We start from the raw sequence: 14,209 nt of genomic DNA on the forward strand, positions 1-14,209 counted from the left end.
TCAGTTGTCGAACGCTGCGCTGGCCGGCACCCGTGCCGCCCACCAGCCGGGAACTGCCGCGATCGTCAATGCGATCACGGTGACGAGTCCGAGGCTGGCGAACGCACCAGTGAGACCGACCGTGTGTGCGACCGGGAAGCCGGTGACTGCGTTGAGTGCGCGGTCGAGCAGCTGCTGACCGTAGAGGCCGAAGACCGCGCCGACGGTCGAGCCGACCGTCAGCAGCAGGGCACTCTCGAGCACGAGCGCCTTCCACAGGCTGCGCGCGCCGATGCCGGTGAGCTTGAGGTCGGCGAGGCGCCGTCGCCGCTGCCAGATCATCGCGGCCGTCGCGGCGGCGATCGCGAGCGCGGCGGCGGCGATCAGGAGGGTGGCGATCTGTTGGAGCCGCGACAGGCCGGCGCGGGTCGTCGTGCGGAAGCCCTGCTCGCGCTCGCTCGCCGTCTGGACCGCGAAGGGCGCGTCGCCGCCGAGCGCCGCCTCGACGGCACGCGCCCCCGCCTCGGCCGACGTGCCGGGAGTCAGTCTGACCTGGAGCGCGCTCGCGTCGCCGCTCCCCCATGACGAGCGGTAGTCGTCGGCGTTGAGGACCAACGCGCCGGGCGACCAGCCGAAGTTGGTGGTGACGGCGGCGAGCCGAAGCGTGGTGGGATTCGGCGCGTCGAGCCGGAACGGCTCCCCGATTCTCAGGCCCAGCTGTCTGGCGATCGCCTCCGACGCGACGGCCCAGCCGCCGGCGCGCAGCCGTGCGACCGCCTCGCGCCGATCACCCTCGACGATCTGGCTGGGAGGGATCGGCGAACGGCTGTCGCGCGGCGGCGCGATCACCCACATCCGCCGTTCGCCGGTGTCGAGGAACGATCCGCGATAGACGTGGACCGACGCGACCTGCGGCTGACGGGCGATCGTCGCGACCGTCTCGGCGGCGGCGAACGGCGAAGTCGCGAGCAGATTCGCCTCGCCGCGCGCGGAGACCCACACGTCGGTCACCTCGCTCAGCTCGCGCGCGTTGGGGTCGAGACCGCGTTGGAGATCGACGCGCGCGCCCTCGATCGCCGTCGTCCCGAAGACGGCGATCGCGGCGATCGCGGCGATCGCGACCGACCGTGTGCTCGTGGCGATCAGCTCGCCGGTCGCGATCGTCGGCACGACGCTCGTCACGCGCCGCTGGAAGCGGTTGACGAGCGCGACCGCCGCGGCGAGCAGCGGCGGCAGGCAGAGCAGCATCGCGACGACGAGCGTCGCCATGCCGACGATCGCGGCCTCCGGCGCGAGCACGAGCACGAGCGTCGTGACGCCGAGGCAGGCGATGCCGCCCGCCAGCAGCGGCCACCGCGGCGTCAGCGAGCGCCGCGTGCGATCGAGGCCGTCGTCTTCGACCATGTCCATCGGCGTGCGCGAGCGGTAGGTGCCGATCAGCGGCACCAGCGCGGCGGTGATCGCGGCGAGCACCCCGCAGCCGAACGCGAGCACGACCGTCGACGGCTCCACGACGCGCCCGGTGCCGACGGGGAAGGCGATCGCGAGATAGCCCGGGTCGGGCTCGAAGACCGAGCGCGACAGCAGGTCCCCGACGACGATCCCGAGCGCCGACGCGAGCGTTCCGAGCACGAACGCGTCGAACACGACGACCTGCGCCACCGTCCGGGCGCGGAACCCGGACATGCGCATCTCGGCGATCAGGCCGCGGCGCTCTCTCGCCATCACGAGCATCGCGTTGAAGGCGAAGAGGAAGCCGACGAGCGCGCTGATGCCGGCGAAGAGCGCGGTCGAGCTGTCGTTTGGCATCGCCAGCATCGCGAACACCCGCCCGTCGAGGTCGGTCGAGCGTACGTCGATGCCGTCGCCGGCAACCCGCTCGAGCCCTGCTCGCACCTGCGCCGTGCGACCTGGCTCGGCGGCGACGTACAGTCGCGTCACGCGGCCCTTCATCCCCGTGAGCTGCTGCGCGTAGCGCAGCGACGTGATGACGATCGGGCTGTCGGCCAGCGCGCCCAGCTGGTTCGCTCCGACGACGCTCGCCACCGGCGCCCGCACCGACCGCCCGCCCGCCTGCACGGTGACCGTCGAGCCGAACTCGGCGCCGAGCGCACTCGCCAGCTCGGTCGGCAGGACGACCGCCTCCAGGTCGGCGAGCCGCTCGTCGGTGTAGCCGCGCACAAGCGAGCCGCCGAGCTCGGCGAGCCGTGGATCGGAGGCGAGCAGCGTGACCGACCGTTCGCGGCCGTCGCGTGCCGCGTTGGCCTGGACCTCGAGCACGGGAGCGGCGGCCGCGACGCCGTCGATCTGCTGGACCTGCCGGATCAGCGACTCGTCGAAGCCGTGCGGGTCGCGCGCCTTGAGCTGGTACTGGGCTCTTCCGACGAGGCCGTCGGTCAGCCTCGTGACCGATGCGCCGAGGCTCTGGTTGGAGACCTGGACGGCGAACAGCAGCGCGACGCCAGCGGCGATGCCGACGAGCGCGAACAGCTCCTGCACGCGCCGAACGCGTACGCGGCGCCAGTAGAACCACAGCAGGTTGCGCGCACTCACGGCTGGTGCACCGTCACCTCGCCCAGCTGCGCGTCGACCTCGGCGCAGAACTCGGTGAGGCGGCCGTCGCGCAGCGTGTGGGCGTGATCGGCGTAGCTGACGGCCTGCGGGTCATGGGTCGCGATCAGGATCGCCGTCCTGTGCTCCCGGCTGTACTCCCGCAGGAAGGCGAGGACGTCGCGGCCGCGAGCGGTGTCGAGGTTGCCGGTCGGCTCGTCGGCGAGCAAGAGCGACGGGTCGTTGGAGAGCGACTTCGCGAGCGCGAGCCGTTGACGCTCGCCCATCGAAAGATCGTTGGCACGGTGCTCCGCGCGGCCGTCGAGGCCGAGACGCTCCAGCAGCGGCGTCAGCTGCCGCTCGGCGTCGCGGCGCGAGACGCCGCTGGCGATCAGCTTCAGCGACGCGTTCTCGATCGCGGTGAGGCCCGCGATCATGTGGGACGTCTGCAGCACCAGGCCGAGGTCGGCGAGACGGTACGCGGTCGCCTCGCGGTCGCTCAGGCCCGTGACCGAGCGGCCGTTGACGAGCACCTCGCCGCGATCCGGCTCCAGCACCGCCGCGACGATCTTGAGCAGCGTCGTCTTCCCCGATCCACTCGGCCCGTACAGGGCGACGAGCTCCCCCGGCCGGACCGTGAGCGAGACGCCGTCGACGGCCTGCACGGACTCGCCGCCGGGAGACGCGTAGTGCTTGACGAGGTTGTGGACTTCGAGCACTACGCCGACTCGTTGCGACTGCGCGGGAAGTCGATCACCGCACCCCGGTCGTGCCGGGTCGGCTGCATCAGCTCACCCGCGCTGAGCGACATGACGCGATGGGAGCGCAGCAGGTCGGGCACGTCGGGCACGGTGATGAGCGCCGTCACCCCGCTCGTCTCCGTCACTCTGCGAAGCAGCCCGAGGACGACCTCCCGCTCGCGCGTGTCCAGGCCGGCGGTCGGGTCGTCGGCGAGCAGCAGCACCGGCTCGCGCACGACCGCGCGAGCGAGCATCGTCAGCATCCGCTCGGCGTCCGACATCCCGCCCCACGCCGCATCCGCCAGGTGCCCGACCGCCATGCGGTCCAGCGCTCGCGCGGCGCGCTGCTGGGCCTCCCGGTGCGACACCTCCTCCAGCAGCGGCATCCCGACGTAGTCGAGCATCGTCATCGACGCGATCAGCGGCTCGGACCGCTGCATCCATCCGATCCCGCGTGGCAGCCCGCCCAGCCGTGGCCGGCGGCCGCCCGGGAACAGCTCGCGGCCGGACAGCGCGACCGTCCCGCTGTCGGGAGCCTCCAAGCCTGCGGCGATCCGCAGCAGCGTCGACTTGCCGGCGGCGCGCTGGCCGAATATCGCCGCGAACTCGCCCTGCTCGAGCTCGAACGACACCCGGTCGAGGGCGACGATCTCGTGCCGTCCTCGCCAGTACGTGCGGCAGACACCGTCGAGCGACAGCAGCGGCATCCTCAGCCCCGCCGTCCCCGATCGTCCGCGTCGCGCTCGCGGCGGACGGCGTCCTTCATCAGCTTGCGAGCCTCCTGCAGCGACTCGATCGTCGTCGCCAGCTGCGACAGCTCGGTCCGCAGCAGCCAGGCCTGCCCGATCGCGCGCCACTCGACGTCAGCGTGCATCAGCACCTCGGCGCCCACTCCGGCGCCGGTCAGCCGGTCGATCCGGTCGAGACAGAGCTGCTCCTGCTCGCGCGTCTGGGCGATCAGCAGCTCGAGGTCCTCCGGGCACGCGAACGCGATCTTGATGTACATGTCGTCGCGCATCGGCATCAGCACCGGCGGCGTGCACATCCACGACCTGAACTCCTCGCGCCCGTGATCTGTCGCCTCGTACCACGTCACGTTCCGGTGCGAGGAGGACTCGACGCGCTTCTGCACGGCGCCTGAGGCGTGGAGTCTCAACAGTGCGGGATAGACCGCCGTCTGCGACGGCCGCCAGCCTCCTATCCGTTCCTCGAAGCGCTGGACCAGCTCATAGCCGTAGCCCGGTCGCTCGATCACCAGCCCCAGCACCGCCTGCTTGACCGACATCCCCTCGTCCGCTCCCCGTATCGCCCAGTGAGAGCAAACCTACACCAGCGATAGGAGTGCTGTGTCACCTCACTACGGCGAATGGTGACGGGCAGCTGGAGGTGACTCGTCGTCTCTTCATGGAAACTCACCGCGGCGACCGCGACCCCGGCGGCCACCGAGAGGGGGATCTGGTGACGCCGGGGCCGCGGCCGTCCCAGCCGCTCGCCGGCGGTGCGCGGCTCGTCGGTTCCGAGCGGGGGAAGCTCGCGGCGGGCCGTCGCAGTCAGACGCCGTCGATCGCGCTGGCTGGGTTTGGGGCGATGGCGAGATCGTCTCGATCATCGACCGCCGCACCATATGCGCGGTTCTGAGCCTCGCCTAGTCCCTAACTTTTAGTGCTGAACCTTTAACTCGCTCGTTCCGGCTTCTCCTCACCCGGATCGGCGCCCCAGCGCGCTCAGAGGTGCGCGAGCTTGTCCGGGTTGCGGACGATGCGGATCGCCTGGATGCGGCCGTCGAGGACGTCGATCGACAGCACGTCCCAGACCTCGCCGTCCGGTCTGCGCAGGATGCGTCCGGGCTGGCCGTTGACGCTGACCAGCTGCAGCTCGAACGCGCCGATCGCGTCGCGTCTGCGACCGATGTCGACGACGAACCGCGCGACCTCGGCGCCGCCGACGACCGGCTCGGTCGCGGCCTGTGCCTTCCCGCCGCCGTCGCCGTAGAGGACGGCGTCCTCGGACAGCAGCTCCTCCAGTGCGCCGAGGTCGCCGTCGGCGGCGGCCGCGAGGAAGCGCTCCAGCAGCTCGTCGCGCTTGGCGGCGTCGGCGTCGAAGCGCGGGCGCTGCGCCGCCAGGTGCCGCTTGGCGCGCACGACGAGCTGGCGGCAGTTGGCCTGCTCCAGCACGACGAGGAACGCCTGCGACAGCGAGTCCGACAGCTCCGCCCGTAGCGCGGGCCCCGGAGCGGTCTCCTCGATCAGCGGCTCGGGCAGCCACGGCCCCACGTACGTCTCGCGCCGAACGCGAGCGAGCCGCAGGTAGTCGATCGAGAGCCGCGTGACGACCGTCGTGATCCACGCCGCCGGCTCGTCGATCCCGTCGGTGCGCGAGAGGCGCAGGAGCGCCTCCTGCACGACGTCCTCGGCCTCGGTCACGCTGCCGAGCATCCGGTAGGCGATCGCGAACCCGCGGCGACCGAGCGCGTCGAGGTCGAGATGGTCGGTGCGCGGCGGCACGCGGCGGCGGTTTCGTGGACCGGGTGACGGGCTCATGCCTGCTTGACGGGGTGCCCCGCAGCGCTGTGACAGACACCCCGCTCCTGCGGGCGCCGCCGGGCGGCGGCGCCCGCAGGAGCGGGCCGACTCGGTCAGCGGGCTCAGCGTCGTGCGACAGCGGCGGCGCGCACACGAACCGTCGCGGTCCGCGTCAGCGCCTTCCAGCCGTCCGCGCTGACGGTGACGTTCACTGCCACCGTCGCCGAGCGGCCGGCGAGGCGTCTCGCCGCGGCGCGCGGGAGCTTCACGCGCACCGCCGCGCGTCTGCCGGAGGCGACGCGCGCCGGGGCCAGCACGCGCGCCTGGAAGCTGCGCCCGCCGATGCGGACGCGGACCTGCTTGGGGACCGCGACGCGGCACGCCGCGCCGCGCGGGCAGCTGATCGTCGCGACCTGCACGACGCCGCCGCGGCTCGCGCTGCGGGTCCCACGCGGGACCGTGATCGTGCCGCGTGGCAGCCGCTTGGCGACCGCGTCCTTGCCGATCGGCGTTCTCGGCGACTCTCTCGCTGGCGTTCTCGGCTGATCCGCCGGTGTTCTCGGCTGATCGACCGGCGGTCTCGGCGGCGCGGCGGTCACCGTCAGCGTCGCCGGTCTCGTCCCGATCCGCCCGCCGCCGTTTTCGAACACGGCCCGGTAGCGGGTCCCGTTGTCCGCCTGCGCAGCGTCGACCGACAGCGTCGTCGCGGTCGCACCGGCGACGTCGCTCCAGCGCGTCACGCCGAGCGGCCGCCGCTGCCACTGCACCGTCGCCGCGGGCGTCGCGTCGGCCGCGGCCGTGAACGTCGCCGTCCCCGTCGCGCCCGCGCCGGGCAGCTCGACCGCCGCGTCCTGCGGCTCGCCGGTGACGGTCGGCGAGACACCGGCGAGCTGCAGCTTCACCGTCAGCTGCGCGTCCCCGTTGTCGGCGACGTAGAGCGTGTCGTCTGCTGCGGCGGCGATCCACGCCACCTGCAGTCCTCGGAAGCTCGCGAACAGCTCGCCGTCCGGCTCGAGCACATCGATCCGCGCCTCGGGGACGTTCGACGTCCCGAACACAAGGACGAGTCTCCCCGTGTACTGATTGACCGTCCAGTCCTGCGTTCTCTCGAGCACGAGCGGAGGACCGTCGACCGTCGCGCCGGAGCCGTCGAATCTGAGCCGCTGCACGCGCATCGGCCCTCTGAGGGGAGTCTCGGACAGCAGCAGCGATCCGTTGGGGCCGGGCTGGATCCCGTCATAGCCGAGTGTGATGGTCTCCCCCGGCTGGGCTCTCGGCAGCGCCGTCCCTTCGATCGCGGTCGCTGTGAACCCGCTGCCGGTGTCCGTCAGCAGCAGGGCCGCCTGCGGGACCGCGCCTCCCGCGACGCGGTATCGCACGGTCGCGACGAGTCTGCCGTCCGGCAGCGCTGCGAGGGCTCTGAACGGAAGACCGCCGGTGTCGACCTCCGGGTAGGTGCTGGCGGTCCACGCTCCGGGACCGCCGGAGACGACGGTCACAACCGGGTTCGTCCCCTGGTCCTCGGCGGCGAAGTAGGCCTTGCCGCCGGCGAGCGCAACCAGCCCAACCCCGTGGGTGCCCGGCAGCGCCTCGTGCGTGTACGTGTCGCCTGTCCACGTGTACACCGACGCTCTGCCGTTGCGGTGGGAGGCGAAGATGCGGCCGGCGTCGGCGTCGAAGGCCGTCGCGACGATCTGGTCGTCGTCGACGAGGCCGTGGGCGAGCGGTGTGCCTCGCGTCTCCAGGGTCACGGCGTCGACCGCGTTGACAGCGTCGGAGCCGGCCTTGTGCACCAGCCCGCGGGTGACGTCATGGAAGACGTTGCCCTTGCCGGGCGTGTCGGAGTCGGTCCGCGCGAAGAAGTTCGTCGCGGGCGCGGTGAAGTTCTCCGGCACCGGCTTGCCGCCGTTGCCTTCGTAGCTGAACGTCACCGGATCGAGCGACTCGCCCATCCGGTAGAAGCCGCCGAATGCAGGCGCTCCCGCGCGCGTCAGCGTCGCCGGGATTCTGCTCCACGTCGTGACGCCGCCCGCCGTGACGGGAGAGACGGCGGAGATGTCCAGGTCCGCAAGGACGACGTCGGGGGTGTCGATCGGCTCTCCGCCGTCTCTCTGCGCGCTGCGCACGTCGGCGCGCAGGACCGCGCCCTCGGGCAGCAGCTCTACCCGGAGGTCGGAGATGCGCATGTCGAGCGTGCCACCGTGGCCGGTCATGCGGACGTTGCCGGCCGTGTTCGCAACCGTGCCGTTGATCCCCGGGTCGAAGACGCCGCCGTTGACGGGGAACGAGAACGTGCCCGCGGGCGTCCTGCTGACGCCGCCGTCGAGCGTGATCGACCCTCTCGCGATCCCGCCGACGACATAGGTACGGAAGCTCTCCTTGACGCCCCATTCGACCGTGCCGGCCGTGATCGGCTCGGGTGGCGGATCCGTGGCGCGGGCCGCGGACGCGGCCAGACCCGCGAGCAGGATCGAGAGGAACGCGACGAGCAGGGGTCGTCGCGAGCGGCTGGTGCGGCTCGTCATCGGCATGCCTCCGGCCCCGCTGCGCAGCGGTGGGGGCTCACGCGGCGACGAGGTCTCGTTCAGATTTCGTTAGGCGACCCTAACTCGTGACGGAAGCTATCAGACCGCCGCCGTCGGGCGAGGTCGTCCTGGCTTGATGTCGCAGGACGACCACAAGGCAGGACGACCGACGACCCGCGACCCGACCGTAGACTCGTCCGATGGATCAACTGAGCATCGGCGCGGTCGCAACTTCGCGCAAGCAGGACGAGCTTCGGCTCGCGATCCATCCCGCGCACGTCGAGCGGATCGACGCCGACGTGCGCGCGCACCTCTTCCTGGAGCGCGGCTACGGCGAGCGCTTCGGCTTCCCCGACGATCGGCTCGCCCCGCTCGTCGCCGGACTGCGCGAGCGCGAGCAGCTGTTCGCCGAGTGCGACGTGCTGCTGCTGCCCAAGCCGCTCGCCGAGGACCTCGAGACGCTGCGCGCAGGCCAGGTCGTGTGGGGCTGGCCGCACTGCGTGCAGGACCGGCATATGACGCAGCTCGCGATCGACCGCGAGCTGACGCTGATCGCGTGGGAGGCGATGAACCACTGGACCGCGAGCGGCCACTTCGACGTCCACGTCTTCCACAAGAACAACGAGCTGGCCGGCTACTGCTCGGTCCTCCACGCGCTCCAGCTGCTCGGGACGACCGGCGACTACGGCCGCCGGCTGCGCGCCGCGGTGATCAGCTTCGGCGCGACCGCGCGCGGCGCGGTGCGGGCGCTCTCGGCGCTCGGGATCAGCGACGTGACGGTGATGACGCAGCGCAGCGTTGCCGCCGTCGCCTCGCCGTTCGCCTCGGTGCGGATGCAGCACTTCGAGCGCGACCCCGCCAACCCCAGCCGCACGCTCGCGCTGAAGGCGCCGGAGCCCGGCCCGCTCGCCGAGGTGCTGGCCGGCTACGACGTCGTCGTCAACTGCATCCTGCAGGACACCGACGAGCCGCTGATGTTCGTGATGGACGAGGACCTCGGGCTGTTCCCGTCGGGCACGCTGGTCGTCGACGTCTCCTGCGACGAGGGCATGGGCTTCGAGTGGGCGCGGCCGACGTCGTTCGCCGACCCGATCTTCACCGTCGGCGACGGCGTCCGCTACTACGCCGTCGACCACAGCCCCTCGTTCCTGTGGAACTCCGCGACGTGGGAGAACAGCGAGGCGCTGCTGCGGTACCTGCCGGTCGTGATGGCCGGACCGCCCGCGTGGGACGCGAACGAGACGATCCGCCGCGCGATCGAGATCCGCGACGGCCGCGTCCTGAACCCGCGCATCCTCTCGTTCCAGCAGCGCGCGCCGGACTACCCGTACCCAGCGGCCTGAGCAAGCCCGAGCAAGCGCTAGATCCAGCCCTCCTCCCACGCGATCCGCGCCGCCTCGACGCGGGTCGGCGCGGCGAGCTTCGCCATCGCGCTGGAGAGGTAGTTGCGGACCGTGCCCGGCGCGAGGTGGGCGGCGTCGGCGATCGCGCCCGCGCTCAGTCCCTCGCGCACGAGCCGCAGCACCTCCAGCTCGCGCTCGGTCAGCGGGCAGGCGTCCTCGGTCAGCGCGGTCGCGGCGATCTCGGAGTCGACGTAGCGGCCGCCGGCGTGGACGTCGCGGAGGATCCGCGCGAGCCGGTCGGCCGGCGTCGTCTTCGGCACGAAGCCGCGCACGCCGCTGGCGAGCGCGCGGCGCAGCACGCCCGGGCGCGCGTGACGCGTCAGCAGCACGACCGGCACCTGGCGGCGCGAGAGGATCCGCCGCGCCGCCTCGACGCCGTCGAAGACCGGCATCTCGAGGTCGAGCACGACGAGGTCCGGCGCATGCTCGGCCGCGAGCGCGACCGCGCGCTCGCCGTCGCCGGCCTGGGCGACGACGACGAGGTCGGGCTCCAGCTCCAGCAGCGTCGCGAGCGCCTCGCGGATCAGGTCCTCGTCGTCGGCGAGCAGCAGGCGGATCATGCCGGCGCCCGGCCCGTCAGCGAGAACCCGCGCGGCTCGCGCGGCCGCGCGTCGAGCCGGCCGCCAGCCGCCGCGAAGCGCTCGCGCAGCCCGTCGAGGCCGGCGCCGCCGCCGGCGCGCCCGGCCGCGGTCGCGGCGGCGGCGAGCGCGACGCCGTCGTCGTCCATCCGCACGACGACGTCGGCGCCGTCGCGCACGATCGCGATCTCGCAGCGCTCCGCGCGCGTGTGCCGCAGCAGGTTCGTCGCGCCCTCGCGCACGAGCGAGCCGAACAGGGGCTCCAGCGCCTCGGGCACCGGCGCCGGCTCCGCCGCGATCGACGCCTCGACGCCGGCCGCGCGCAGGATCGCGACCGCGTTCGACAGCTCCGTCTCCAGCCCCACGCGGCGGTAGCCGTGCACGATCGCGCGCGTCTCCGCGAGCGCGGTCAGCGCGAGCTGCTGGACGTCGGCGGCGTGCGCGCGCGCCGCGTCGTCGTCGGAGCCGACGAGCCGCCGCGCCAGCTCGGCCTTCATCGCGATCGCCTGCAGCTGGTGACCCTGCACGTCGTGCAAGTCGGCGGCGAAGCGCAGCCGCTCGCGCAGCACCGCCACCTCCGCCTCGGCCGCGCGCGCCGCGTCGACCTGCAGCGCCACGTCCCAGATCCACACCTGCGTGACGGTCAGCCCGCCGAAGACCGCGACCATCAGGGCGCTCACCGCCACCGTCAGCGCGACGTCGTCGGTCGTCGCGCCGAGCGCAGCGGCGACCGCCGCGGCGACGGCGGTCAGCACCGTCGCGCCGACGATCAGGAGGTAGCGGGCGCGGCGGTCGGAGCCGAGCGCGGCGCCGGAGACGACCGCGGCGAACGGCAGCGTCCAGCCGACCGTGATCGTCGCCGTCGTGAAGCCGAGCGCGACCATCAGCACGAACGCGACGGCCGTCGCGGCGATCACACGCGGCGTCGCCCACGCACGTCCTTCGAAGCCCTCGACGCCGCCGAGCAGCAGCCGCGTCGCCTCGGTCACGACGAACGCAAGCGCGGCGACGGCGGCGACCAGGAGCGCCGGGTCGAGGTCGCGCGAGAACAGGTGCGAGACGGGCGCGAGCACCGCGACGATCGACACGGAGGCGAGCGACCAGCGCGTATACCGCCGCAGGCCGGCGAGCCGGTCGGTGAGGGAGGCGTCGGCCATCGCCGCCAATGTAGCCCGTGGCGGGACGCCCGGGCGGTCGCGAGTGACAGACGCACAGGAACGGGTGACAGCCGGCCACTACCGAGCGCGGCGCCCGCGCGCCAGCATCACCTCCCATGGACGAGCTTGCGATCGAAGTGCACGACCTTCGCTGCGCCTACGGCGACCACGTCGCAGTCGACCGCGTCGACCTGACCGTCGCCCGCGGCGAGCTGGTCGCGCTGCTGGGCACCAACGGCGCCGGCAAGACGACGATGCTGGAGACGATCGAAGGCCACCGCAGACCGGACGCCGGCAACGTCCGCGTGCTCGGCCTCGACCCGGTGCGCGACCGCCTGAAGATGCTGCCGCGGGTCGGGATCATGCTGCAGGAGAGCGGCTTCTCCGGCGAGCTGACGACGTGGGAGACGGCCGACCTCTGGCGCGCGCTGCGCAGCCGCGGCGGCGACCCCGACGCGGTGCTGGAACGGCTGCAGCTGGCGCACCGGCGCGACGTGCAGGTCAAGCAGCTGTCGGGCGGCGAGCGGCGCCGGCTCGACCTCGCGCTCGCGATCCTCGGCGAGCCCGAGGTGCTGTTCCTCGACGAGCCGACGACGGGGCTGGACCCGCAGTCGCGCCGGCGCACGTGGGAGGTCGTCGGCGCGCTCGTCGCCGCCGGCACCGCCGTGCTGCTGACGACCCATTACCTGGAGGAGGCGGAGGAGCTGGCCGACCGTATCGCGATCCTCGACGGCGGTCGCATCGCCGCACGCGGGACGATGGCGGAGCTGGTCGCCGGCATGGCGGCGACGATCTCGTTCCTGCACCCGTCCGGCGCGCCGTCGCTCCCGCCGCTCGCCGGCAGCGTAGCGACCCGCCACGGCGACGAGATCGTCGTCACGACCCCCGAGCTGCAGCGCGACCTGCGCACCCTGCTCGCGTGGGCCGACACGCACGACCTCAGGCTCCAGCGGCTGCGCGCCCGCGACGGGTCGCTCGACGACGTCTTCGACGCCGTCGCCGTCGCCGAGCCGGTGGCGGCATGAACGGCATCGACGGGATCGACGGGGTGACGCTGCGCGCGACGCTCGCGCTCGCCCGCTGCGAGCTGAAGCTGCTGTGGCGCAACCGGCTCGTCGCCGCGACCGCGCTGCTGCTGCCGCTGCTGCTCGGCCTCGCGCTGTCGCAGAACGACGGGCAGTTCGGCGACGGCGGCTGGGGCGCGGTCGTCGGGCTGCAGATCCTCACGATGCTGCTGTTCGCCGTCTATGCGTCGGCGACCACTGCCGTCGCGGCTCGCCGGCGCGAGCTGGTGCTCAAGCGGCTGCGCACGAGCGAGCTGCCCGAGCTGGCGATCCTCGGCGGGATGCTCGCGCCGATGGTCGGGCTCGCGATCGTGCAGGCGCTGCTGCTGTGCGCGATGGTGATCGCGCTCGGCGCGCCGGCCCCCGCGCAGCCGCTGCTGCTGCTCGTCGCGGTGCTCGGCGGCGCGCTGCTGTGCTCCGCCGCCGCGCTGCTGACGACGCGCGTCACCTCGACCGCGGAGATGGCGCAGGTGACGACGATGCCGCTGTTCTTCCTCGCGCTCGGCGGCGCGATCTGGACGATCTCGGTCCCCTCCGACGATGTCACGCAGCTGATGCTGGCGATCCCCGGCAGCGCCGTCGCGGAGCTGGCGCGCTGCGCCTGGAACGGCGGCGGCGACCCGCTCGCGGCGCTTGCGATGGTGGCCGTCTGGACCGCTGTCCTGAGCGAGCTCGCGAAGCGGACGTTCCGCTGGGAGCCGCGGACGTAGCGCCGACGGCCCCGCCGGCGCGCGCCTACGCGCCGGCCACGATCGCGGCGGCGGCGTCGAGCGCCGCGGGCACGTCGTCGTCGTGCGGGAACAGCAGCGAGCGCCCGAGCACGAGGCCGCGCACGTTCGGCTGCTCGAACGCGGCCGCCCAGCGCCCGTACGTGCGCGCCGGGTCGTCGCTGACCTCGCCGCCGAGCAGCAGGCACGGCAGCGTCGTCGCCGCCACCGCGCGCTCGATCCCCTCGACCCACGGCACCTTCAGCCACGTGTGGCTGGAGGTCGCGCCGAGGCCGGCGGAGATCGAGATCGCCTTCACCATCGCCTCCGCCGTCAGCTCGTTCGCGACGTGGCCGTCGACCCGGCGCGACATGAACGGCTCGACCATCGCGATCAGGTCGCGCTCGGCGAGGCCGGTGACGGCGTCGGCGCAGTTCTCCAGCGCGTCGGCCGTCGCCGGGTCGAGCATGTCGATCCGCAGCAGCAGCTTGCCGGCCTCGCAGCCGAGCGCCTCGAGCGACGCGGGCGTGAACGCGGTGTAGCGGTCGTCGATCTCGAACGCGGCGCGCTGGAGCCCGCCGCGATTCATCGAGCCGACGAGCAGCTTGCCGTCGGCCGCGCCCATCAGCAGCAGGTCCTCCAGCACGTCGGGCGTGCCGAGCACCCCGTCCACGCGCGGGTCGGCGAGGACCGCCTGCAGGCGGCGCAGCAGCTCGCGGCGGTCGGCCATCGCGGCGCCGCGCGCGCCGGCGCCGAGCGCCCCGCGGGCCGGGTGGTCGGCAGCGACGATCAGCAGCCGGCCGCTCTCGGGCACGATCCGCTGCGGCCGCACGCGGCGCGCGGTGGCGGCCTTGATCGCGCCCGGGTGCAGCAGGCGCGCGGTCGTCAGGTCGTCGATCGCGACAGGGGCGTCGAGCAGCGGGGCGGTGCTGGGAGCAGGCATGGGTCTCCGTCGGGTCGGTGCGGCGGCGAGTCGTGATGATG

12 protein-coding genes are annotated in these 14,209 nt (G+C 73.1%); 3 read left to right on the forward strand and 9 right to left on the reverse strand.

Annotated features, from left to right (window positions below; genetic code table 11):
- The 6 genes from CWOE_RS28230 to CWOE_RS31680 all read right to left on the reverse strand — a co-directional run bounded on the left by CWOE_RS28230 (position 1) and on the right by CWOE_RS31680 (position 8,316).
- Entirely contained in the window at positions 1-2,532 is a 2,532-nt protein-coding gene (locus tag CWOE_RS28230) for an FtsX-like permease family protein (RefSeq protein WP_012937076.1), read from the reverse strand.
- Complete coding sequence (locus CWOE_RS28235) at positions 2,529-3,248, reverse strand: ABC transporter ATP-binding protein (RefSeq protein WP_012937077.1); 720 nt, start codon at positions 3,246-3,248, stop codon at positions 2,529-2,531. Before CWOE_RS28235 ends, CWOE_RS28230 begins: the two co-directional genes overlap by 4 nt.
- The gene (locus CWOE_RS28240; RefSeq protein WP_012937078.1) at positions 3,248-3,976 is read right to left on the reverse strand and encodes an ABC transporter ATP-binding protein; all 729 of its coding nucleotides are present in this window, start codon (positions 3,974-3,976) and stop codon (positions 3,248-3,250) included. The genes CWOE_RS28235 and CWOE_RS28240 overlap by 1 nt, the downstream gene beginning before the upstream one ends.
- A 2-nt stretch (positions 3,977-3,978) precedes the next feature.
- Positions 3,979-4,554 (reverse strand): PadR family transcriptional regulator, encoded by a 576-nt coding sequence (locus CWOE_RS28245; protein ID WP_012937079.1) that lies wholly within the window; start codon positions 4,552-4,554, stop codon positions 3,979-3,981.
- A 439-nt stretch (positions 4,555-4,993) separates the two neighbouring features.
- Positions 4,994-5,809, reverse strand: a complete 816-nt coding sequence (locus CWOE_RS28250; protein ID WP_012937080.1) for a sigma factor — start codon at positions 5,807-5,809, stop codon at positions 4,994-4,996.
- Positions 5,810-5,913: 104 nt separating this feature from the next.
- A complete protein-coding gene (locus CWOE_RS31680) occupies positions 5,914-8,316 on the reverse strand; it encodes an HtaA domain-containing protein (RefSeq protein ID WP_012937081.1) in 2,403 nt (800 codons plus the stop codon).
- Between the two features lie 200 nt (positions 8,317-8,516).
- On the opposite strand from CWOE_RS31680, the gene CWOE_RS28265 reads away from it, so the two are divergent.
- On the forward strand, positions 8,517-9,659 hold the full coding sequence (locus CWOE_RS28265) for a N(5)-(carboxyethyl)ornithine synthase (RefSeq protein WP_012937082.1): 1,143 nt from the start codon (positions 8,517-8,519) through the stop codon (positions 9,657-9,659).
- Positions 9,660-9,676: 17 nt separating this feature from the next.
- Here CWOE_RS28265 and CWOE_RS28270 read toward each other — a convergent pair whose 3' ends face one another.
- Together CWOE_RS28270 and CWOE_RS28275 are read right to left on the reverse strand one after the other, a co-directional pair.
- Positions 9,677-10,279 carry a response regulator transcription factor gene (locus CWOE_RS28270; RefSeq protein WP_012937083.1) on the reverse strand — a complete coding sequence of 201 codons (603 nt, stop codon included), beginning with the start codon at positions 10,277-10,279 and terminating at the stop codon, positions 9,677-9,679.
- Positions 10,276-11,454 carry a sensor histidine kinase gene (locus CWOE_RS28275; RefSeq protein ID WP_012937084.1) on the reverse strand — a complete coding sequence of 393 codons (1,179 nt, stop codon included), beginning with the start codon at positions 11,452-11,454 and terminating at the stop codon, positions 10,276-10,278. The genes CWOE_RS28270 and CWOE_RS28275 overlap by 4 nt, the downstream gene beginning before the upstream one ends.
- Positions 11,455-11,570: 116 nt before the next feature.
- Between CWOE_RS28275 and CWOE_RS28280 the strand changes: the two genes are divergently transcribed.
- Positions 11,571-12,479, forward strand: a complete 909-nt coding sequence (locus CWOE_RS28280) for an ABC transporter ATP-binding protein (protein ID WP_012937085.1) — start codon at positions 11,571-11,573, stop codon at positions 12,477-12,479.
- Positions 12,476-13,228 (forward strand): ABC transporter permease, encoded by a 753-nt coding sequence (locus tag CWOE_RS28285; RefSeq protein WP_012937086.1) that lies wholly within the window; start codon positions 12,476-12,478, stop codon positions 13,226-13,228. Before CWOE_RS28280 ends, CWOE_RS28285 begins: the two co-directional genes overlap by 4 nt.
- 25 nt (positions 13,229-13,253) lie before the next feature.
- Here CWOE_RS28285 and CWOE_RS28290 read toward each other — a convergent pair whose 3' ends face one another.
- Positions 13,254-14,168, reverse strand: a complete 915-nt coding sequence (locus CWOE_RS28290) for a Cgl0159 family (beta/alpha)8-fold protein (RefSeq protein ID WP_012937087.1) — start codon at positions 14,166-14,168, stop codon at positions 13,254-13,256.
- Between the last annotated feature and the right edge of the window lie 41 nt (positions 14,169-14,209).

The sequence above is a fragment of the Conexibacter woesei DSM 14684 genome (assembly GCF_000025265.1).
Classification (GTDB): domain Bacteria; phylum Actinomycetota; class Thermoleophilia; order Solirubrobacterales; family Solirubrobacteraceae; genus Conexibacter; species Conexibacter woesei.

Coding starts and splice junctions, on each gene's coding strand:
- CWOE_RS28270 (WP_012937083.1), bottom strand. CDS start 10,279: ATGATCCGCCTGCTGCTCGCCGACGACGAGGACCTGATCCGCGAGGCG.
- CWOE_RS28265 (WP_012937082.1), top strand. CDS start 8,517: ATGGATCAACTGAGCATCGGCGCGGTCGCAACTTCGCGCAAGCAGGAC.
- CWOE_RS31680 (WP_012937081.1), bottom strand. CDS start 8,316: ATGACGAGCCGCACCAGCCGCTCGCGACGACCCCTGCTCGTCGCGTTC.
- CWOE_RS28290 (WP_012937087.1), bottom strand. CDS start 14,168: ATGCCTGCTCCCAGCACCGCCCCGCTGCTCGACGCCCCTGTCGCGATC.
- CWOE_RS28285 (WP_012937086.1), top strand. CDS start 12,476: ATGAACGGCATCGACGGGATCGACGGGGTGACGCTGCGCGCGACGCTC.
- CWOE_RS28240 (WP_012937078.1), bottom strand. CDS start 3,976: ATGCCGCTGCTGTCGCTCGACGGTGTCTGCCGCACGTACTGGCGAGGA.
- CWOE_RS28275 (WP_012937084.1), bottom strand. CDS start 11,454: ATGGCCGACGCCTCCCTCACCGACCGGCTCGCCGGCCTGCGGCGGTAT.
- CWOE_RS28250 (WP_012937080.1), bottom strand. CDS start 5,809: ATGAGCCCGTCACCCGGTCCACGAAACCGCCGCCGCGTGCCGCCGCGC.
- CWOE_RS28245 (WP_012937079.1), bottom strand. CDS start 4,554: ATGTCGGTCAAGCAGGCGGTGCTGGGGCTGGTGATCGAGCGACCGGGC.
- CWOE_RS28280 (WP_012937085.1), top strand. CDS start 11,571: ATGGACGAGCTTGCGATCGAAGTGCACGACCTTCGCTGCGCCTACGGC.